The sequence below is a fragment of the Chthonobacter rhizosphaerae genome (assembly GCF_013839525.1).
GTDB lineage: Bacteria > Pseudomonadota > Alphaproteobacteria > Rhizobiales > Pleomorphomonadaceae > Chthonobacter > Chthonobacter rhizosphaerae.
Genome location: NZ_JACDIS010000002.1, coordinates 193,664 through 211,487 on the forward strand (window position 1 = coordinate 193,664; position 17,824 = coordinate 211,487).

The 17,824-nt window shown below is 70.2% G+C and carries 13 protein-coding genes; 3 read left to right on the top strand and 10 right to left on the bottom strand.

Annotation, left to right across the window (positions count from 1 at the left end):
• Positions 1-2: 2 nt before the first annotated feature.
• The 5 genes from HND91_RS04680 to HND91_RS04705 all read right to left on the bottom strand — a co-directional run bounded on the left by HND91_RS04680 (position 3) and on the right by HND91_RS04705 (position 6,695).
• Positions 3-1,172, bottom strand: coding sequence for a class I SAM-dependent methyltransferase (locus HND91_RS04680; protein WP_181705384.1), 1,170 nt, complete (start codon positions 1,170-1,172; stop codon positions 3-5).
• A complete protein-coding gene (locus tag HND91_RS04685; protein ID WP_246329303.1) occupies positions 1,172-2,419 on the bottom strand; it encodes a class I SAM-dependent methyltransferase in 1,248 nt (415 codons plus the stop codon). Before HND91_RS04685 ends, HND91_RS04680 begins: the two co-directional genes overlap by 1 nt.
• Positions 2,416-4,728, bottom strand: coding sequence for an NAD-dependent epimerase/dehydratase family protein (locus HND91_RS23185; protein ID WP_210272585.1), 2,313 nt, complete (start codon positions 4,726-4,728; stop codon positions 2,416-2,418). The genes HND91_RS04685 and HND91_RS23185 overlap by 4 nt, the downstream gene beginning before the upstream one ends.
• On the bottom strand, positions 4,728-5,507 hold the full coding sequence (gene rfbF, locus HND91_RS04700) for a glucose-1-phosphate cytidylyltransferase (protein ID WP_181705385.1): 780 nt from the start codon (positions 5,505-5,507) through the stop codon (positions 4,728-4,730). Before rfbF ends, HND91_RS23185 begins: the two co-directional genes overlap by 1 nt.
• A gap of 255 nt (positions 5,508-5,762) precedes the next feature.
• Positions 5,763-6,695 (bottom strand): glycosyltransferase family 2 protein, encoded by a 933-nt coding sequence (locus tag HND91_RS04705; protein ID WP_181705386.1) that lies wholly within the window; start codon positions 6,693-6,695, stop codon positions 5,763-5,765.
• 390 nt (positions 6,696-7,085) lie between these two features.
• Here HND91_RS04705 and HND91_RS04710 point away from each other — a divergent pair, with 390 nt between their 5' ends.
• Positions 7,086-8,510 (top strand): hypothetical protein, encoded by a 1,425-nt coding sequence (locus tag HND91_RS04710; protein ID WP_181705387.1) that lies wholly within the window; start codon positions 7,086-7,088, stop codon positions 8,508-8,510.
• 11 nt (positions 8,511-8,521) lie between these two features.
• Here HND91_RS04710 and HND91_RS04715 read toward each other — a convergent pair whose 3' ends face one another.
• Positions 8,522-9,646, bottom strand: a complete 1,125-nt coding sequence (locus tag HND91_RS04715; protein WP_181705388.1) for a glycosyltransferase family 4 protein — start codon at positions 9,644-9,646, stop codon at positions 8,522-8,524.
• Between the two features lie 262 nt (positions 9,647-9,908).
• On the opposite strand from HND91_RS04715, the gene HND91_RS04720 reads away from it, so the two are divergent.
• Together HND91_RS04720 and HND91_RS04725 are read left to right on the top strand one after the other, a co-directional pair.
• The gene (locus HND91_RS04720; protein WP_343057106.1) at positions 9,909-11,090 is read left to right on the top strand and encodes a glycosyltransferase family 4 protein; all 1,182 of its coding nucleotides are present in this window, start codon (positions 9,909-9,911) and stop codon (positions 11,088-11,090) included.
• Positions 11,084-12,493 carry a DUF4214 domain-containing protein gene (locus HND91_RS04725; protein ID WP_181705389.1) on the top strand — a complete coding sequence of 470 codons (1,410 nt, stop codon included), beginning with the start codon at positions 11,084-11,086 and terminating at the stop codon, positions 12,491-12,493. Before HND91_RS04720 ends, HND91_RS04725 begins: the two co-directional genes overlap by 7 nt.
• Positions 12,494-12,532: 39 nt before the next feature.
• Here HND91_RS04725 and HND91_RS04730 read toward each other — a convergent pair whose 3' ends face one another.
• The 4 genes from HND91_RS04730 to HND91_RS04745 all read right to left on the bottom strand — a co-directional run bounded on the left by HND91_RS04730 (position 12,533) and on the right by HND91_RS04745 (position 17,666).
• Positions 12,533-13,834 carry a glycosyltransferase family 4 protein gene (locus HND91_RS04730; RefSeq protein ID WP_181705390.1) on the bottom strand — a complete coding sequence of 434 codons (1,302 nt, stop codon included), beginning with the start codon at positions 13,832-13,834 and terminating at the stop codon, positions 12,533-12,535.
• Entirely contained in the window at positions 13,831-15,309 is a 1,479-nt protein-coding gene (locus tag HND91_RS04735; RefSeq protein WP_181705391.1) for a lipopolysaccharide biosynthesis protein, read from the bottom strand. The genes HND91_RS04730 and HND91_RS04735 overlap by 4 nt, the downstream gene beginning before the upstream one ends.
• 73 nt (positions 15,310-15,382) lie before the next feature.
• Positions 15,383-16,702, bottom strand: a complete 1,320-nt coding sequence (locus HND91_RS04740) for a polysaccharide biosynthesis/export family protein (protein WP_181705392.1) — start codon at positions 16,700-16,702, stop codon at positions 15,383-15,385.
• A 91-nt stretch (positions 16,703-16,793) separates the two neighbouring features.
• Entirely contained in the window at positions 16,794-17,666 is an 873-nt protein-coding gene (locus HND91_RS04745) for a glycosyltransferase family 2 protein (protein WP_181705393.1), read from the bottom strand.
• Positions 17,667-17,824: the final 158 nt, after the last annotated feature.

The window sequence follows — 17,824 nt, forward strand, 5'->3', positions numbered from 1 at the left end:
TGTCAGCCTACAATGGCCCCAAACGTCGGCCGCAGGCCCATCCGGGCCACCATGCCGGAGATCTCGCCGCGATAGAGCGCGTTGGACATCAGCACCAACGCGGGACCGATCGCCGGCAGCGCGGCCGGTTCGACGACCGGGAGCCCGACTCCCGGCGCGAAGCGGCCGTGCTTGCGCGGGTTGAGGTCAACATAGGCGGCGACGCGCTCCGCCGCCTCGCCGCCGAGAGCGTTGGCGAACGTGATTCCCTTGGACCCGGCGCCCCAGATCACAGCCTTGCCGTCCGCCGCGGAAAGCCGGCCGCGCCAACCAGCAATCTGCGCCGCGGCCGCCGCCCCGAAGGCCCGGGCGGCTGCGAGCGGCACGGCATCGGCATCGGGCAACCAGTCCGGACGGGGCGTGTCGGGAACCGCCTCGACCATCAGGAACTGGTCGCCGTAGACGCCGCCGATGGCGAGCGGGCGGAAGCCGGCGCGCCGCATCAGCGTCTCCAGCGCCGGGGCGGTCCAGTAGGTGACGTGCTCGTAGATGACGTCCCACAGCGAGACCGCGCTCAGGATCCAGTCGGCGTTCGGCACTTCGAAATAGATCGGGACCGTCCGATCCCCGGTCGCGGCGCGGATGTCGGCCAGGAAGCCCGCCGGATCGTCCAGGTGCTCCAGGACGTGCCGGCACAGGATGGCGTCAAAGGGCCGGTCGATCCGGTCGGCCTTGAAGTACTCCGGCACGACGGAAACCCCGGGGCGCTCCAGATAGGGGCTGGTCCGGCCGGCCATGGACGGGTCGTAGCCCGTGGCGGACCGGGCGCCGTGTTCCATCATGAGCGCCAGCATGTGGCCGTCGCCGCAGCCGATCTCCAGGACGTCGCGGCCCTTCAGGTCGTGGCGGCCGACCAGCCCGCGGGCGAGATCGTCCGCGAAGGCCCGGAACGCCGGGCTGTGGTGGAGCGCGTTCTCGTACCCGGCCGCATAGGCCATCCGGTCCGGGTCGAACGACCGGTTCCAAAGGAGGCCCGAACGGCGGTCGAGCACCAGGTCCACATCGCCCGCCGGCGCGCCGCGCGCGGACGCTGCGTCCGGCCAGAGCTGGTTGCAGAGGACGGGGACTCCCGGAAGGAGGAGCACTGGGTCCGGATCGCCGGCCCCGGTGACAGGGGAAAGGGGAAGGGTCATCACAAGGCCACCAGGTCCGGCGAGAGGCCGAGAGCGGCGAGACGCGCCGCGACCTCGGGCAGGTAGACCGGGTTCATCACGATCACCGTGTCGGGCCGGGTGCGGACGAGGTCGTCGGGCGGCGAGACCCGGTGCCCGGTGCCGGGCAGGTACTTGCCCTGCTTGAAGGGATTGATGTCGATCACCTGCTCGACGGCGTCGGCCAGATCGTTGCTGGTGATGAAGGATACGCATTTGGAGCCGCCGCCCCAGATGGCGATCCGTCCGCCGGCCCCGTGCCGGTCCCGGACGAAATCGGTCCAATGCGCCCGGACGGCGGCGACCTTGGCCGGGAAGGCGGCGGCGAGCGCGCGCACGCGATCGAGGTCGTTCTCCTCCGGCAGCGGCGTGCCGGCGCCGGGCTCGGCATACTGGACGATGTACTGGTCGCCGTACGCCAGATAGGTGCGGGTCACGTGGAGGCCCGCGCGCCGGAACAGGCGGGCGTGGGAGCCGAGCGTGAAGTAGGAACAGTGCTCGTGGTAGATGTCCCAGAAGGCGCCCTCCGCGAGCACACGCGCCATGTCCGGCGTCTCGAACAGGATGCCGACGTCGCGCCGGCCGGACAGAACGGTCGCGATGTCCGCGAGGAAGCGGCCGACGTCCGGAATGTGCTCCAGCGTGTGCCGGCAGACCACGAAGCCCGGCGGCGTCTCGATGGCGGCGGGGTCGAAATACTCGCGGCGAAAGGTGATGTCGCGCCCGTGCGCTCCCGGCAGGCGGTCCGGGATGAAGCCGGGATCGACGCCGAGTCCGATTGTCCCGGTTTGCGCGACCAGTTCCTGCAGGAAATCCCCCTTGCCGCAGCCGATCTCGAGCGTCAGCCGGCCCGCAAGATCGTAGCGGCGAGCGATCTCCTCCACGAGCGTTCGCGCGAAGGCGTTGAACGTGCCGGAGAAGTGCTGGCTCTCCTCCGTGGTCGAGGCATAGTCCACGCCCGCAGCGTCGAAGGCGCTGTTGAAGACGAACCCGCAGTCGTCGCAGAAACGCAGGTCGAGTTGGCCACGGGGCATGTCGCGCGCCGCCTCGGGCGTGTCGAACAGGATCACGCTCTGCGCCGGGATGGACGCGAGCCGGTAGATGGGCGCGAGGGCAAGGCCACCGCAGCTGGGGCAGACGGCGCCGACCCCGGCGGGGTCCGTCGCGGCGAAGGGGCCGGGTTCCGGTCGGTTCCGGCAGATCGCCGGTGCGCCAGGGGTTCGCATCATCCACCGACGATTTCAAGGTCGGGCGTCGGCACCAGGAAGCGGCCGCCCGCGGCCAGGAAGTCCTGCTGCTGCCGGATGATCTCCTCGCGGAAGTTCCACGGCAGGATGACCACGTAGTCGGGCCGGTCGGCGATCAGCTTCTCCGGCGGATCGATCCGCAGGCGCACGCCGGGGACGTACTTGCCCTGCTTGTGGACGTTCCGGTCCACGACATACTCGATCGCGCGGTCATCCACGTCCAGGTAGTTGAGCATGATCGTGCCCTTGGCGGCGGCGCCATAGGCGGCTATCCGCTTGCCCTGCGCCCGGATGTCGCCGAGCAGCCGGCGCGCCCGTTCGCGGAACTCCCGGACGCGGACGCCGAAGCTCTCGTAGTAGGCGTAGCGATCGACGCCCAGGCGCCGCTCCTCCTCCAGAATGGCCGCGACCGCCTGCGTCGGCTTCGGGTCGCGCCCGAAGAACAGCCGCAGGGACCCGCCGTGAATGGGGATCCGCCGCACGTCGTTGAGGTGGAGGCCGTGGCGGGCGAACAGGGTGGCGGCCGAGCCGACGGAGAAGTAGCAGAGATGCTCGTGGTAGATCGTGTCGAACTCCACGTGTTCGATCAGGTCGCGGACGTAGGGGAACTCCACCACCGCGGTTCCGTCGGCGGCGAGGAGGCGGGCCATGCCGGCGACGAAATCGTTCTGGTCCGCCACGTGGGCCACGACGTTGTTGGCGATGATGAGGTTCGCCCGCCGGCCATCGGCCACGAGCCGGTCGGCGACGCGGACGCCGAAGAAGTCCACGACCGTGTCGATCCCCTTCGCGATCGCCGCGGCGGCCGGATGGCGGGCCGGATCCACGCCGAGCACCGGAACGCCGGCGGTCTTGAACGTCTGGAGCATGTAGCCGTCGTTGGAGGCGATCTCCACCACCAGGCTCGATGGGCCGAGCCCGAGCCGCTCGATGAGCTCCGCCGCGTTCTCGCGGCTGTGGCGCAGCAGGTCGTCCGAATAGGACGAGAAGTAGACGTAGTCGTCGCCGAACATCTCCTCCGGCGGGCGGGTCTCCAGGAGCTGGACGAGGCTGCATTCCGGGCAGAACCCGAGCCGCAGCGGCACCCGCGTCTCCCTCTCGGCGGTGCGGGCCGGATCCACGAAGCCGTCCGAGCGCGGCATGGGCCCGAGGTCGAGGATCGGCCTCAGCCCGTGGTGCCTGCAGGAGATGCAGCGGACCTCGGCGGCGTCGGCGACGAAGGCCGGGTCGTGGACGACGGCGGACGCTGCGGTGCGAGCCGCCGGACGGCGGGTCAGGGTCTCGTCGAGGACGCCGTCGGCGACGAGCATGCGGATGTGGCCGATCCGCTGGAAGCGGGGACCCTCGAACTCCTCCAGCGTCAGCTTCTGGGCCTTGCAGGCCGCCAGAAGAGTCTCGGCGCCTCGGCGCGGATCCCACTGCGGCGCGAAGGTCGGGAGCACGCGGCGGATCTTGTCGCAGTTCACCCGGTACGACCGGGTGTCGGAGATGGCGTCGGGGGCGAATGTCACCTCGCAGCCCGGCACCACGTCGGCGACGATGCGGGCGATGTCGCGCACTTGGTAGGTGTGGTCCGTCACGCCCACGTTGAACGCCTCGCCGCGGACGGCGTCGAGGGGCGCATCGAGGACGGCCACGAACGCGCGCGCGATGTCCTCGATGTGGACGATCGGTCGCCAGGACTCGCCCGTCGACTTCATCCGGATCTGGCCGGTGGTCACCGCCCAGGCGACTAGGTTGTTGAGCACGAGGTCGAAGCGCAGGCGCGGGCTCACCCCGTAGGCGGTGGCCGAGCGCAGGAGGACGGGGGCGAACCGGTCGTCCATCATCTCCAGGAGGCCGAGTTCCGCCCGAACCTTGCTGATGCCATAGGGCGTCACCGGATGGAACGGGCTCGTCTCGTCGATGACGTCGACGCCGCTGGCGCCGTAGTTGGAGCAGGACGACGAGAAGACGAACCGCTCCACGCCCGCCGCCTTGGCCGCCGACGCGAGCCGCAGTGTGGCCTCGGTGTTGATGGCGAATGTCGTCTCGGGTCGAAAGTCGCCGAGCGGGTCGTTGGACAGCGCGGCGAGATGGAGGACCGCGTCGAAGCCGAGGAGATCCCCGGTCTCGACGGCGCGGATGTCCTTCAGGATCGTCGGAACGACCGGCATCGCGCCGCCCGCCTGGAAGGTGCAGCGCTCGTAGAGGTCGCTGTCGAGGCCGACCACGTCATGGCCGGCCGCCTCCAGGAGCGGCGTGAGGACCGTGCCGATGTAGCCGCGATGGCCGGTGACGAGGACGCGCATCAGTGTCTCTCCCAAATGGCCCAGGTCCGTTCGCCGCTGTCCCAGATCTTCTCCAGGGTGTGCTTGTCCCGGAGCGTGTCCATGGCGCTCCAGAAGCCCTCGTGGCGGTAGGCCATGAGCTGGCCGTCGCGGGCGAGGTTCTCCAGCGGCGCGTGTTCGAACATCGTCATGTCGCCGTCGATGTAGTCGAGGACTTCCGGCTCCAGGACGAAGAAGGCCCCGTTGATCCAGCCCTCGGCGGTCTGCGGCTTCTCCTCGAAGGCCACCACCGCGTCGCCCTCGAAGCGCATGTGGCCGTAGCGCGCCGGCGGGCGAACCGCCGTGATCGTGGCGAGCTTGCCGTGGGACCGGTGGAAGGCGAGCAGACGGTCGATGTCGATGTTGGCGACGCCGTCGCCCCAGGTCAGCATGAAGGTTCCGCGCCCGAGATAGGGCTTCAGCCGGCGCAGCCGGCCGCCGGTCAGGGTCTCGTCGCCGGTCTCGATCAGGTCGATGGTCCAGGGCGTCTCGTTGTGATCGTGGCGGATCACCGGGTCGGGACGACCGAGCTGGATGGTCAGGTTGCCCGACAGCGTTCCATATTGGGCGAAGTAGTTCTTGATGTACTCCCCCTTGTAACCCATGGCGACGACGAAGTCGTTGTAGCCGTAGTGGGAGTATATCTTCATGATGTGCCACAGGATCGGCTTGCCGCCGATCTCCACCATCGGCTTGGGCCGGACCGACGTCTCCTCGGCAAGGCGGGTGCCTTTGCCCCCGGCAAGGATTGCAACTTTCACGTCAAGCTCCTGCGAAAGGTGGGTTGAGGCCGGATGGACCGCTCATCCGGTGCATCCCCCGGCGACGCCGGCCCGAACGCCCGGCGGTTTCGGGTGACGAGCCGGCTGCTTGCCGGCTGGCGAGAGGATGACCGGATGAGCGGGAGCGAATGCGCATGGATCGAACCGGAATTCGTGATGAAATCTGAACTGCTGTTTGAAATGTCAGGCGATAAGCGGATCTGGCGCGGAAAAATGCTGAGTACGACCGTTCGATCATCCTCGTCTGTTCTGGAGGCGGTGGACGGCGGACCAGCCGACGTTGCGCAGATGCGTTCGGGCGGCGGGCGCCACGAGGCCGATCGCCTCCAGCGCATAGCGGGAGACCTGGATGGGCGACGCCGCGAAGGCGAGGAGCGGCCACGCGGTCGCGGAGAGCGGCGCCACGGCGCGCTGACGGACCAGGATCCGGGCGAGATGTCCGAGGAGCAGCGTGTGCTCCAGCGAGTGCCGGGCCTTGGACGTGTGCCACCGCGCCCGGTCCCGCTTGTCGGCGATGTTGATCGACCGTTCGGGATGCTCGCGGCTGTAGAGGACCGCGTCCGGCACGAGACGGAACTTGCCGAGCAGAGACAGTTCCAGGAGGAGCGCGCGGTCGGAGCCGTAGTAGGGGCGGTGAAGGGTCGTCGCCGCCAGGGCGTCGCGGCGGATGAGGCCGAACACCTCGTAGCAGGTGCCGATCTCGCGCAGCACCTGCCGGAAGCGTCGGGCCGGTCGCTCGTCCAGCACGGCCGGCATGTTGGATCCGACGAGCGGCACGATGTGGGCCGTGTCGTCGATCGACTCCGTTCTGCCGAAGGCCAGGACGGTATCCGGGTTCTCGTCGAGGGCGCGCACGGTCTCGGCTAGGAAGGTCGGGCCGAGGAGGTCGTCGCAGGCGCACCATTTGAAATACGTGCCGACGGCCTGGTGGAAGACGTGGTTGAAGTTGGGCCCGGCGCCAAGGTTGTGCGGGTTGCGCAGGTACTTCACGCGAGGGTCGCGGGCGGCGAACGACCGGCAGATTGCGCCGGTGCGGTCGGTCGACGCGTTGTCGGAGATGATGAGTTCGAAGTCCTGGAACGTCTGTCCCAGCAGGCATTCGAGCGCACCGCCCACGTACTTCTCACCGTTGTAGACCGGCAGGCCAAGCGACACGCGAGGGGACATCCATTCCTCCGGGTCCGATATGCCGGGCGATCATCCGGCCGATGGGCGGGCGGGCCCGGCTCGCCGGCGGGCCTCGACCGCCGTTCTTCGCTGCATGCGAGCGCCGCGACAGTCTTAGCCCGGCATCGGCGAGGGTCCCGCTCTCTCTAGGGAGAGGTCGGGTATCGGCCGAAAGCGGTAAGCCCACCCGGCGGACGCGGACGACGACCCGCCGGAGCGGGCCGGGACGCCAAGGGTGTTCGCCTACGTCCATCGGGTGAAACGGGCACCTCCGTTCGGATGAACCCGGCCCGCCCTCTCGTCGGGCTAGCATGTCCGTCCGACCCGTCCGTTCGGCGGCGATCCGGCTCCGTCCAGGTGCGGCGGCCGGCCTGCCATTGGCGTCCGCCCATGAGTCTTTCCGTCGTCGGTCTTCTCGTCTGCGTCGTCATCGCCCTGGCCGCGCGCGCCTTCGGTGGCGGCCTCGTCGCCGGGCTCATGATCTCGCTCGCCTTCGGCTCCACGGCGCTGTTGCTCTTCGGCTCGCTCGGCGGGTCGTCGCCGCTCGTCTTCACCGTCTTCGCCGCCGCCCTCGTGCTCGCCGTCGCCGGCCGCCGGAAGATCTGGAGGGAGCTCGGCGCGCTGTTCGCGAGCGCGCCGGTGATGTGGCTGCTGCTGTTCCTGATGGCCTACGCGGTCGCCGGCGCGGTGCTGTTTCCGCGCCTCTTCGCCGGCAAGGTGATCGTGTTCGTGCGCCAGACCGGCGGGAACGGGATCGTGGAGAGCGGCCTCGCGCCGGTGTCGGGCAACATCACCCAGGCCGGCTATTTCCTGCTCGGCGGTTCGGTCGCGCTCGCGATCGCGGTTCTCGTTTTCCACGCGGACCGCGTGGATCAGGTGCGACGGGCCTTCCTGGCCTGGTGCGCGGTCCATACCGGCATGGGCGTCCTTGATCTCGCGGGCAAGCTCGCCGGCTTCGGCGACGTCCTCCTGCCGATCCGGACGGCCAACTACGCGCTTCTGACCGACATTTCCGAGGCGAGTTTCGCCCGTATCGTCGGCGGGTATCCGGAGGCGTCCGGCTTCGCGGGCATGTCCCTGGCGGCCGTCGCCTTCCTGTTTGCCGACTGGCGCCGGACCGGCAGCCGCTTCGCCCTCGTGCTGATGCTGACGCTGCTCGCGCTCCTGCTCATGTCGACCTCGTCCACGGCCTACGTGGGTCTCGCCATCCTGGGAGTGCCCATCCTGATGTCGGCGACCGGCGCTCTCCTGTCCGGCCGCGGCGCGCGCAGCGACGTGGCGGTCCTCGCCTCGGTGATGGTGATGGGGGCCGTCCTCCTGTCGAGCGTGATCGCGGACAGCCGCTATCTCGCGTCGTTCCTGAACCTTCTGGACGCCACCGTGGTGAACAAGTCGCAGAGCATCTCGGGCCAGGAGCGCCTCTACTGGAACATCAAGAGCTTCGAGGCTTTCGTCGACACGAGCTTCCTCGGCATCGGCATCGGCAGCTCCCGCGCGTCCAGCTGGCCCGTCGCGGTGCTGTCGCAGCTCGGGCTGGTGGGCGCGATCTTCATGGCGCTTCTCACGGCCGCCATCGTCGGCTCCGGCGGCAGGCGGTCGCCACCGCTGGACCGGGACGCCGCGGCGCTGACGTCCAGCATCCGCGCGGCGGTGGTGGCGGCGCTCGTGAGCGCGTCCCTGACCGGCGGCAGCGCCGATCCGGGGATGCTGTTCTTCGTTTCGCTGGGGATCGTCGTGGCCCTGCGGGCCAGGGCGTCGGTCCGGGCGCCGTCGCCGATCGGACGGCGCGAAGCGGCTGTGGCGGCCGGCGCCTGATCCAGGACGGTTCAGGCGGCGGCCTGGGCCCTTCGGTCGGAGCGGGAGACCACGTCGGCGATGTCCATCGCCCTCAGGTATTGGGCGGCGCACGCCTCCCACCGGTACCGGGCGGCACGGATCCGGCCGCGCTCCACGAGGCTCGCCCGCAACGCCGGGCTGTCTCTCAATCGAAGGAATGCGTCGAGCCAGGGCTCCGGATCATCCGGAGAGGCATAGAGGGCCGCGCCGCCGCAGACCTCGGGCAGACTGGCCCTATCGCTGACCACCACCGGGCAGCCGAGCGCCATCGCCTCGAGCGGCGGCAGCCCGAACCCCTCCTCGCGGGACGGCATGGCGAGACAGAGGCTGTCCTTCAGGAGCGCCGCGATCTCGCCGTCGGTGATGCGGCCGAGCCAGGCGACGTTGGGCGCGTCCTCCACGCCCGCATGAGCGCTGAAGACGCGCGGGTCGCTCGCGCCGACCATGGCGAGCCCGAGGCCGAACTCGGCGAGGCGGTCGGCCATGCGGACGATCAGGTCGGTGTTCTTGTGCGGCGCCCAACTCGCCAGGACCACGATCGTGCTCCGGCCGGCGGCCGCCCGCGTCACCGGCGAATGCCGGGGCTCCCAACCGAGCACATGCTCGTGGCCGTTCGGCGCCTGGATGATCGCGCCCGCCCGGCAGATCCCATGCCAGACGAGCTGGTCGGCGGAGTAGTTCGACACCGTGGCGACCGCCTCCGCGGTGTGCCCGAGCGCAGGCAGGAGCGTGCGGTAAAGGGCCCGAAAGCCGAGCGAATAGCTTTCCGGGCAGTTGAACGTGTTGGCGTCGTGGATGCAGACGATCTGCTTGCGGACCGCGATCGGCCCGGTGTTGCAGAGGCTGAGAAGACCGCCGGGCACGTGGCGGGGGAGGTCGATCTGCTCCCAGGCGTGGCCGGACAGGCGGCCTACCGTGCGGTGCCGCACGGCCGTCAATGGAAACGGCACCGTGGCGCCCGGTGGCGCCAGGAGCTCCACGTCGAGGTCCGTCGCGGTCGCCGTGCCGGCGGCTACGAGCTTGTCGAGGGCGCGGACGACCTCGCGGGCGTAGCGCTGCACCCCGGTCATCGGCTGGGACAGGAAGCGGCCGTTGATCGCCCACAGGCGGCCCATCGCGAGCCCTCCCTGATCAATGCTCGTCGTCCGCCATCGTGTGAACGTCCGGCGCCCCGGTCACCGCAACCGATCGGCGGATGGGAGTCGGCCCCGGGCACCGGCCGACCTATTCGGCGGATCCCGCCTACCACCTATGTTCATGACGTCTGCATCCTCGAGCGCAGTACCGTTGGCCGGTGACCGGGACCACTCCGCACCGGCTGCGGCCGCGCCGATGTGACCCGGCCCACCCGTCAGCGGTCGGTGAGAGGACGCGGACGTGACTGGACTGTCGGACCCCGTCGTCTCCTCCGGCGTTCGCATGGAGCCACCGACCGCTTCGCCCGGCGGGCGCGCCCGCTGGACCATCAATGGCGATTTCCTCGCTCTCGCACCCTACGGGGTCGCCCGCTACGCGCTGGAGCTGACCTCGGCCCTGGATGCACTCGTGACCGCGGGCCATCCGCTCGCGCGTCGTGTCGATCTCGACCTCGTCGCGCCTCGCCCGGCGCCGGACTGGCTGGATCTGAAGGGCATTCCGGTGCGCGTCGTCCCGGAGTTCGGCAGGCCGCGGCTGCCGCAGGTCTGGGTGCAGGTCCAGCTGCCCCGCCATGTGCCGGGCGGGCTCGTCAGCTTCTGCAACCTGGCGCCGGTCGCGGTCCGCCGGCAGATCGTCTGCATCCACGACCTGCAGACCCGCACCATGCCGGACAGCTACGGCGCCGGATTCCGCTTGGCGCACCGTTTGATCCTGCCACTGCTCGGCCGGCGCGTCCGCCGGGTCACCACGGTGTCTAGGGAGTCCCTCGAGCATCTCGTCGGCTATGGCGTCGCGCCACGGGAGAAGATCTCCGTCACGCACAACGGCAGCGATCACGTCCGACGCTGGGACGGCGCGCGCTCGTCACTGCCGCTGCCGGAGGACGGGCCTTACGTGTTCGCGCTCGGCCGTCGCCAGCCGCACAAGAACCTGGACCTGATCCTGGATCTCGCGCCGCTCCTGGACGCGGTCGGGATCGCGGTCCTGATCGCCGGGGAGGTGGACGCGGCCTTCATCGCCCGGCACGGCCGGCCGGTGCCGCCGAACGTCCATCTCGTCGGGCGCATCGGCGACGACGACGTCCGGAGGGCGCTTGAGCACGCGCTCGCCTTCCTGCTTCCGTCACGGAGCGAAGGCTTCGGCATTCCGGCCGTGGAAGCGATGGCGTGCGGCTGCCCGGTCGTCGCGTCCACGTCGCCGTGCCTTCCGGAGATCTGCGGCGAGGCGGCGGTCTACGCCGACCCGGACGATCCGGCCGCCTGGCGGGATGCGGTGGTGTGGCTGCGTGCGTCGGAGCGCGAGCGCCATCGCCTCGTCCAGGCCGGCCACCAGGCGGCCGCGTCCTATTCCTGGAGCCGCATCGCCGAGCAGTACCTCGCCCTCATGACGGCGGTCGACGACGAGGAGACGGTCGGATGCTAGGTCGGCTTGGGCTCGGCGGCGCGTCGCTCCTGATCGGCGTCCTCCAGGCGGCGGCGGGGACCCTGACCTGGGGCGCGAACGGCCATCCGTTCACGGCCTATCCGGGCATCGACTACGGCCGCCAGCTCGACTATCTGGCCGACCTCGGCATGACGTCCTACCGGGTCAACGTGAGCGAGACGGCCCAGATCCCGGCGTTGCGTCAGCTCGCGGAGGAGGGCCGGCGCCGCGGCATCGACATCCTGCCGGTGCTCACCCCGAAGGACGCCGACCTCGACGGGGACGGACCGGAGACGCTCTACGCCACGGCCCGCCAGTTCGTCGTGGATGTGGCGACCCCGCTGAAGGACGCCATCCGGGTCTGGGAGCTCGGGAACGAGCTGGAGATCTACGCCATCCTTCAGCCGTGCGAGACGCGCGACGACGGCTCCCGCTACCCGTGCGAATGGGGCCCTGCGGGCGGGGTGGGCCGCGACGAGTACTACACGCCGCGCTGGCGCAAGGTGAGCGCCGTCCTGAAAGGCCTGTCCGATGGGCTTGCGTCCGTGGACCCCGACCTCAAGGCCGCCATGGGAACCGCCGGATGGGGGCACCTCGGCGCATTCGAGCGCATGAAGGAGGATGGCATCGATTGGGACATCACGGTCTGGCACATGTACGGCGCCGATCCCGAATGGGCGTTCCAGGCGCTGAAGGCCTATGGCCGGCCGATCTGGGTGACCGAGTTCAATCATCCGGCGGGCAGCCAGAACGGCGAGGCGGAGCAGGCCGAAGGGCTCACGCGATGGATGAAGCGCCTGGCGGATCTCGCTGATCTGTATGACGTGGAGGCCGCGCACGTCTACCAGCTCCTGGACGAACCGTACTGGGAGCCGAGCCATGAGGCGCACATGGGCCTCGTCCGTGTCGCCCGGGCCGGGTCCGGGTGGGCGCTGCGGGCGCCGAAGCCCGCCTACGAGGCGGTGCGGGAGGCGATCCGTGGGCCCCGGCCATCGGCCGTGGCGCGGCGATCGTGCGATCTGGCGCGTGCCGCCACAGCCGACCGGACACCCCAAGCCACGGTGGAGAGCGCCTATTGCGTCGTGCTCGGCCGGACGCCGGATCCCGCAGGAGCGAAGGGATGGGTGGACCGCTTGCGGTCGGGGGAGATCGACATCCCGACCCTGGTGCTCGCCATGATGGCCTCAAGGGAATTCCACGACGTCCACTTCCCGGACGGCATGTCCGACGACGCCTATGTGCGATTCATGTTCAGGCTGCTGCTCGGCCGCGACGTGGACGGGCATGGCCTCGCGAGCTACGTGGCCGAGCTGAAGAGCGACAGGATCAATCGCGACCATCTGGTGCAGGGCATCGTCCTCTCCGACGAGTTCCGGAAGCGCTTCCCGGCCCTGACCGACTGAGCCTTTCTCGGGTGGCCGGGAGGCGGAGCGGCGCCTTCGTCAGGCCGCGGTCTCCGGGTGCGGGACGGCGGCGCCGGTCAGCGGCTCGCGTCCTTTACGGCGTGCGGCCATCGTGCGCTCGTGCAGGGCGGCCGTCAGGTCGGCGATCCGGTCCCAGGCATAGAGGTCCCGGGCGCGGCCGGCCCCTTCGGCGGCGAGCGCGCGGGCGAGGCCGCGGTCGGTGAGCAGCCGGACGAGGGCGGCGGCCAGGGCGGCTGGGTCGTTCTTCTCAACCAGGAGACCGCCGCCAGTCGCCTCCAGGATGTCCGGCATTCCGCCGGCACGGGTGGCGACCACGGGAGTGCCGGCGGACAGGGCCTCGACCAGGCTCATGCCGAAGGACTCGCTCAGCGACGGGTTCACCAGGACGGCGGCGCCGGCGAGCCGTTCGGCGACCTGATCGTACGGGATCGGCCCGGCGAACGTGACCGTGTGGGCGAGTTGCGGCGGGATCGAGGCCTTCACGGCATCCATGTAGGACCTGCCGCCGGGGCGGGCGCCGTAGAAGCGCGCCAGGGCCCGGACGTCCGGGTCGTCGGCGAGGTCGACGAGAAGGTCGCGCGGCAGCGCCTGTTGCGGCCCGACGATCTCCAGCCGCGCCTCCGGCACGGCCGCGACCACGCGCGGCCAGGCGTCGGCCAGGGTGTGGAGGCCCTTCTCGGGCGACACCCGGCCGACGAAGACGACCTTGGGGGCAGGGCGCTCCAAGGTCGGTGCGGCGGGCGGACTCGTGGTGCCGTTCGGCACGACCTCAAAAGGGATCCCGGCGCCGGCGTGGCGGCCGGCGGCCGCCTCGATCACGTGGCGCGAACAGCCGATCACCAGGTCGGCGGCGTCGATCCCGCGCCGCATGGTCGCGCGATCGAGCTGGACCAGCCAGTCGCAATGCATGTGGAGGACGATCGCCGCGTTCGGCGCCGCGCGCCGCACCGCCGGCACGTGCTGGGGGAAGTTCTGGACGTGGATGAGGTCCGGTCCGATCCGCCGGATCCGGCGGAGGGATCGGAGCAGGAAGTCGGCGGCATAGAAGGGCTGCGCGAACAGGGGCCGGGCGCCAGGCGCCGCGAGCGCCCAGAGCCGGGACGCCTTCGTCCAGGCTCCGACGGGGAGGCCGGCGACGAACTCCAGCCCGAGGCCGTCCACGACCTGTCGCGATGGCGCGGAGGGCGGCTGGCGGGCGATGACCGTCACGTCGTGCCGGTGCGCCAATCGCCGAGCCACCTCGTAGGTCCAGATCCCGACCGAGTTCTGATCCGGCGGCCGTACGCCGTCGAAGTGCTGGGACAGGAAGACCGTTCTCATCGGGCGTGTTCCTCGCCGCCAGCGCGCACGCGGCGCGCGGTCCGGATCAGGAGGTCGCCGGCATCGAGAAGATCGGGGCGGATGAGGAGCACGATCATCACCCCGTAGACCGCGGCGCCGGCCGCGATCGCGCTCGCGAGCGACAGCCAGGGCGCATCGGAGACGGGCATCATCCGGAGCCATCCGGTGACCGCCGCGAACATGACCGACACGGCGAGGGCGAGCCGGGGAAAGATGACGAGCGGCCGGGTGACGTCGATCCCGGCGATGCGCCGGACGAGGAAGAGGAAGACCGGCAGCAACAGGAGGTTCGACAGAACGAGCGCGGCCAGCGCCGCTTCGAGGCCGAAGCGCACCGCCACCGCGAGAAGCCCGACCGTGACGACGGAGTAGACGACGTTGAGCTTGAGAATCAGCGCGGAATGGCCGAGCGCGAGGAGGCAGAACGAGCAGATCGCGTCCACGGTGCGTTGGAGGCCGAGCAGCATCAGGATCTGCACGGCCGGCACCGCCATGGTCCATTCGGATCCGAAGACGAGCGGCACCGCCAGGGGCGCGACAGCGGCGAATCCCACGTAGGCCGGGAAGCCCGCGATGCCGGCCACCCGCACGACCGTGTTGAAGAAGACGTCGATCTTTCCCGGCTCGGACTGCACGCGCGCGACCGCCGGCATCGTGACGGCCATGAGCGGCCCGACGACCGCTTCCGTGATGAGATCGAGCGGGCGGCGGGCGAGGGCATAGGTGCCGACCGCGACGGGTCCGAGACCGCCGCCGATGACGACCTTTGGAATCTCGTCGTTGATCTGGTGCCAGAAGGCCTGGACGACCAGCGGCCCGGAGAACGGGACGAGCTGGCCGAGATGGAAGGCCGAGAAGCGCAGCCGGGGTCGCCAGGCGCTGGCGCCGAGGATCACGACCGTCTCGGCCGAGGCCTTCGCGATCTGCATGAGAACGACGCTCCAGACCCCGTAGCCGGCGATCGCCAGCCCGATGCCGACCACGCCGCCCACGGCCGTCCCGCAGAGGGTGCGGACGGCGAAGACCCGAAAGTGGAGTTCCCGCTTCAGGACGGCGGCCGGCACCGCGGACAAGGCATTCAGGGTGACCGTCACGCCGGCCCAGCCGATGAACGGCGTCAGACCGGGTTCGTCGAACCCGAGGGCGATGCGCTCGGCGAAAATGAGGATCAGCGCGCTCATGGCCGCCCCGAGGCCGACGAGGCACCAGAAGGCGCTGTCGAGGTGAAGCGGATCAAGGCCCTTCCGCTGGATGAGCGCGTCGGGGAGGCCGCGCGAGACGGGGACGGCGAGCACCAGCGGCGCCACCATGGCGAGCGCCGCGAGCCCGAACGTTTCCGGACCGAGGTGGCGGGCGAGGATGATGAACACGACGAGGAGCGCCGCGTGCCGCCCCCAGGTCTCGACGGCCACCCAGGTCACGCCCGTCAAGAGGCGGGTCCGCATCGGGCTCATCGGCGACGCCTCCGTGCGGCGGCTGCAACGCGGCGCTGACGGACCGCGCCCGCGTGCCGGTCCAGCGGGCGCATCAGTTGGTCCCGGCCGGCGTCGGACCGGCCGCGACGGTCGGTTCCTCGCCTGGATCGACGGGAAGCAGCGCCGCTGAACCCGCCTGTCCCCGTCCGAGCCGGTCCGACAGGTAGTCGACCTTGACCGTGTCGCCGGGCTCCAGCGGCGTTCCGTCCTCCGCCGGGAGCTCGGCCATGCCTTCGGCCGTCGGGCGCACGATCGAGAAGGCTGGGCGCGCCTCCGCGGTCGGGTCGCGCAGCGCGCGCAGGCGCGGCATGCTGGCGCCGGACTCCATGAGAAGCCGGGCCGCGGTACTCGTCTTGAGATCGGTCTCGTCCAGTTGGGTCTGCGTTTCGCGAAGGGCGACGGTCACCTCGTTCCGGAACCGGTTCTTCAGTTCCAGAATGGCGATTTCGGTCCGGCTCTGCTCCTGGCGGGCCCGCAGAAGGCCCGTCTCGGCGCTGAGGCGCTCGCTCTGCATCTCCGCGATGGCGCGCTCCAGCTCCATGCCGCGCGGCGCGGCGGCAAGGCCCTTGTTGACCAGGGTGGAGACGCCCTCGAGTTCCTTGCGGATCAGCGCGATCCGCTTGTCGTAGAGCGACAATTGCTCGTCGAGGGAGACCAGTTCCTGCGCGAAGAAGTCCCGGAGGTTCTCCAGCGCTTGGGTCTGGTTCTTCAGCCCGTCGCGTCGCGCCTCGAAGATCAGCCGTTCCTGCTCCATCAGGGCCGCCTCGGACGGATCCGACGACGCGACCGCCTCCTCCGGAAAGCGGATCGCGTCGGCCCCGGCGAGTTCGGCCTCCAGCCTCGCCTTTCGGAGGAGCAGGCTGGTTCGCGTCCAGTCGAGAAGGCCGATATCACCCCGCCCGCCGATGATCTCGCGGGCGAACCGGAACGACGCCTCGTTCCCCGTCCGCAGGCCGCCGGCGATGCTGACCGCCTGGAGTACGGTCAGACCCGGGCGGTACGGGTAGGCCCCCGGGGTCGTCACGTCGCCGGACACGAACACCGGCCGATATTCGGCGATCTCCACGGACACGTCCGGCTGGCGGCCGAGGCCCATGCGGCTCATCAGCCGGTCGCCGATGGCGCGCGCCAGTTCGCCGGTCGTGAGCCCGCCGGCATCGACCTCGCCGACGAAAGGCAGGAACACGGCGCCGTCGGCACCGACGGTGAACTGGTCGTTGAGGGCGGTCCATTCGAAGATCTGGTCGCGCGATGCCCGCCACTCGTAGACCTTCAGCCGGAGTTGGTCCTGCGGCCCCAGGCGGTAGTCCCCGGCGCTGGCGGCGTCAGCGGCGGCATACGCCGCGACGGCGAAAGCGGCGGCGAGGAGCATGCGAGGGACCCCGGCCGTGCGCTTCTCCGGTGAGCCGGCGCGGCCGGCGCGACGGGTGTCGGGCTGTGACGGCATCGGGCGGCGATTCCTCTCAGATCTTCAGGATGTACTCGGGCTCGACCCGGCCCGTGACGACGTGGAGCATGGCGAGCGCATTGCCCCGGAGCCGGCCGCGGCGATCCACGTAGGGCTCCGGCCGCAGGCTGCGGACCAGGTTGGCGGCGACGTTGCGGCTCATCAGCCGGAGCGCGAAACCGAGCGGCACCGTGCCCTTCCGGACGAGGTAGACGGGGTTGGCGATCTGCGAGTATCCGAACTGCTCGCCGCGAACCTTGCCGCTCTTCAGGCCGAGGTGGACGCCGGAGATGGTGTTGATCGACACGATCCGACCGGAGGGCCGAAGCTGGCTGGTGAAGTCGATGTCCTCCTGCCAACCGTAGAGAACGAGGCGTTCGTCGAAGCGGACGCTCCCCACCGCCCGCGCCCGGACCGACATGTTGCACCCGTAGGCGCCCACATGCTCGACGACCTTCAGGGCAGGGGGCGGCTCCGATGCCGCATCGGCGAGGGCCGCCATCGCGTCCGCCCAGGAGAGGCCTTCGCCGGTGGCGCCATCCAGGAGGACGCGTCCCATCACCACGGCCCAGTCGTCGTGCTCCGAGAATGCGGCTTCGAGGCCTTGGAGATAGTCGGCGGACGGGATGAAATCGTCGTCCAGGAACGCCAGCACATCGAAGCGTCCGGCGGCATGATCGAGCGCCGTGTTCCGCTGGGCCGACGAACCCTTCGGGCCGTTCAGGACGGTGACCGGATAGGACAGGTGCTCCGGAGCGGCGATGTCGGTTCCGGACGGCAAGGACACGATGACCTCGTCCGGGCGTCGGACCTGGCGTTCCAGGTGGGCCAGCAGCCGGATGAGCTGCTGGCTGCGGGCGAGGCTTGGGATGATGACGCCGATCTTCATGACGGTCCCGGACCCTGGTCGCACGGGCGGCCACCGCCAGAGGTTAGTCGGGGATCTTTCGGACTGAGGACACAGGAATGGGGAGGGTGAAGGCGCCGCGCGGTGTGCCCGCGTGCGCTTTGGTCGTAGGTCGGAATCCCGGCGGTGGGGGGGCATCG

What these genes read in the sequence shown, in the direction of transcription:
- HND91_RS04680 (WP_181705384.1), bottom strand. Translation starts at nt 1,172, where the DNA reads ATGACCCTTCCCCTTTCCCCTGTCACCGGGGCCGGCGATCCGGACCCA.
- HND91_RS04685 (WP_246329303.1), bottom strand. Translation starts at nt 2,419, where the DNA reads ATGATGCGAACCCCTGGCGCACCGGCGATCTGCCGGAACCGACCGGAA.
- HND91_RS23185 (WP_210272585.1), bottom strand. Translation starts at nt 4,728, where the DNA reads ATGCGCGTCCTCGTCACCGGCCATCGCGGCTACATCGGCACGGTCCTC.
- HND91_RS04705 (WP_181705386.1), bottom strand. Translation starts at nt 6,695, where the DNA reads ATGTCCCCTCGCGTGTCGCTTGGCCTGCCGGTCTACAACGGTGAGAAG.
- HND91_RS04710 (WP_181705387.1), top strand. Translation starts at nt 7,086, where the DNA reads ATGAGTCTTTCCGTCGTCGGTCTTCTCGTCTGCGTCGTCATCGCCCTG.
- HND91_RS04715 (WP_181705388.1), bottom strand. Translation starts at nt 9,646, where the DNA reads ATGGGCCGCCTGTGGGCGATCAACGGCCGCTTCCTGTCCCAGCCGATG.
- HND91_RS04725 (WP_181705389.1), top strand. Translation starts at nt 11,084, where the DNA reads ATGCTAGGTCGGCTTGGGCTCGGCGGCGCGTCGCTCCTGATCGGCGTC.
- HND91_RS04730 (WP_181705390.1), bottom strand. Translation starts at nt 13,834, where the DNA reads ATGAGAACGGTCTTCCTGTCCCAGCACTTCGACGGCGTACGGCCGCCG.
- HND91_RS04735 (WP_181705391.1), bottom strand. Translation starts at nt 15,309, where the DNA reads ATGAGCCCGATGCGGACCCGCCTCTTGACGGGCGTGACCTGGGTGGCC.
- HND91_RS04740 (WP_181705392.1), bottom strand. Translation starts at nt 16,702, where the DNA reads ATGCTCCTCGCCGCCGCTTTCGCCGTCGCGGCGTATGCCGCCGCTGAC.
- HND91_RS04745 (WP_181705393.1), bottom strand. Translation starts at nt 17,666, where the DNA reads ATGAAGATCGGCGTCATCATCCCAAGCCTCGCCCGCAGCCAGCAGCTC.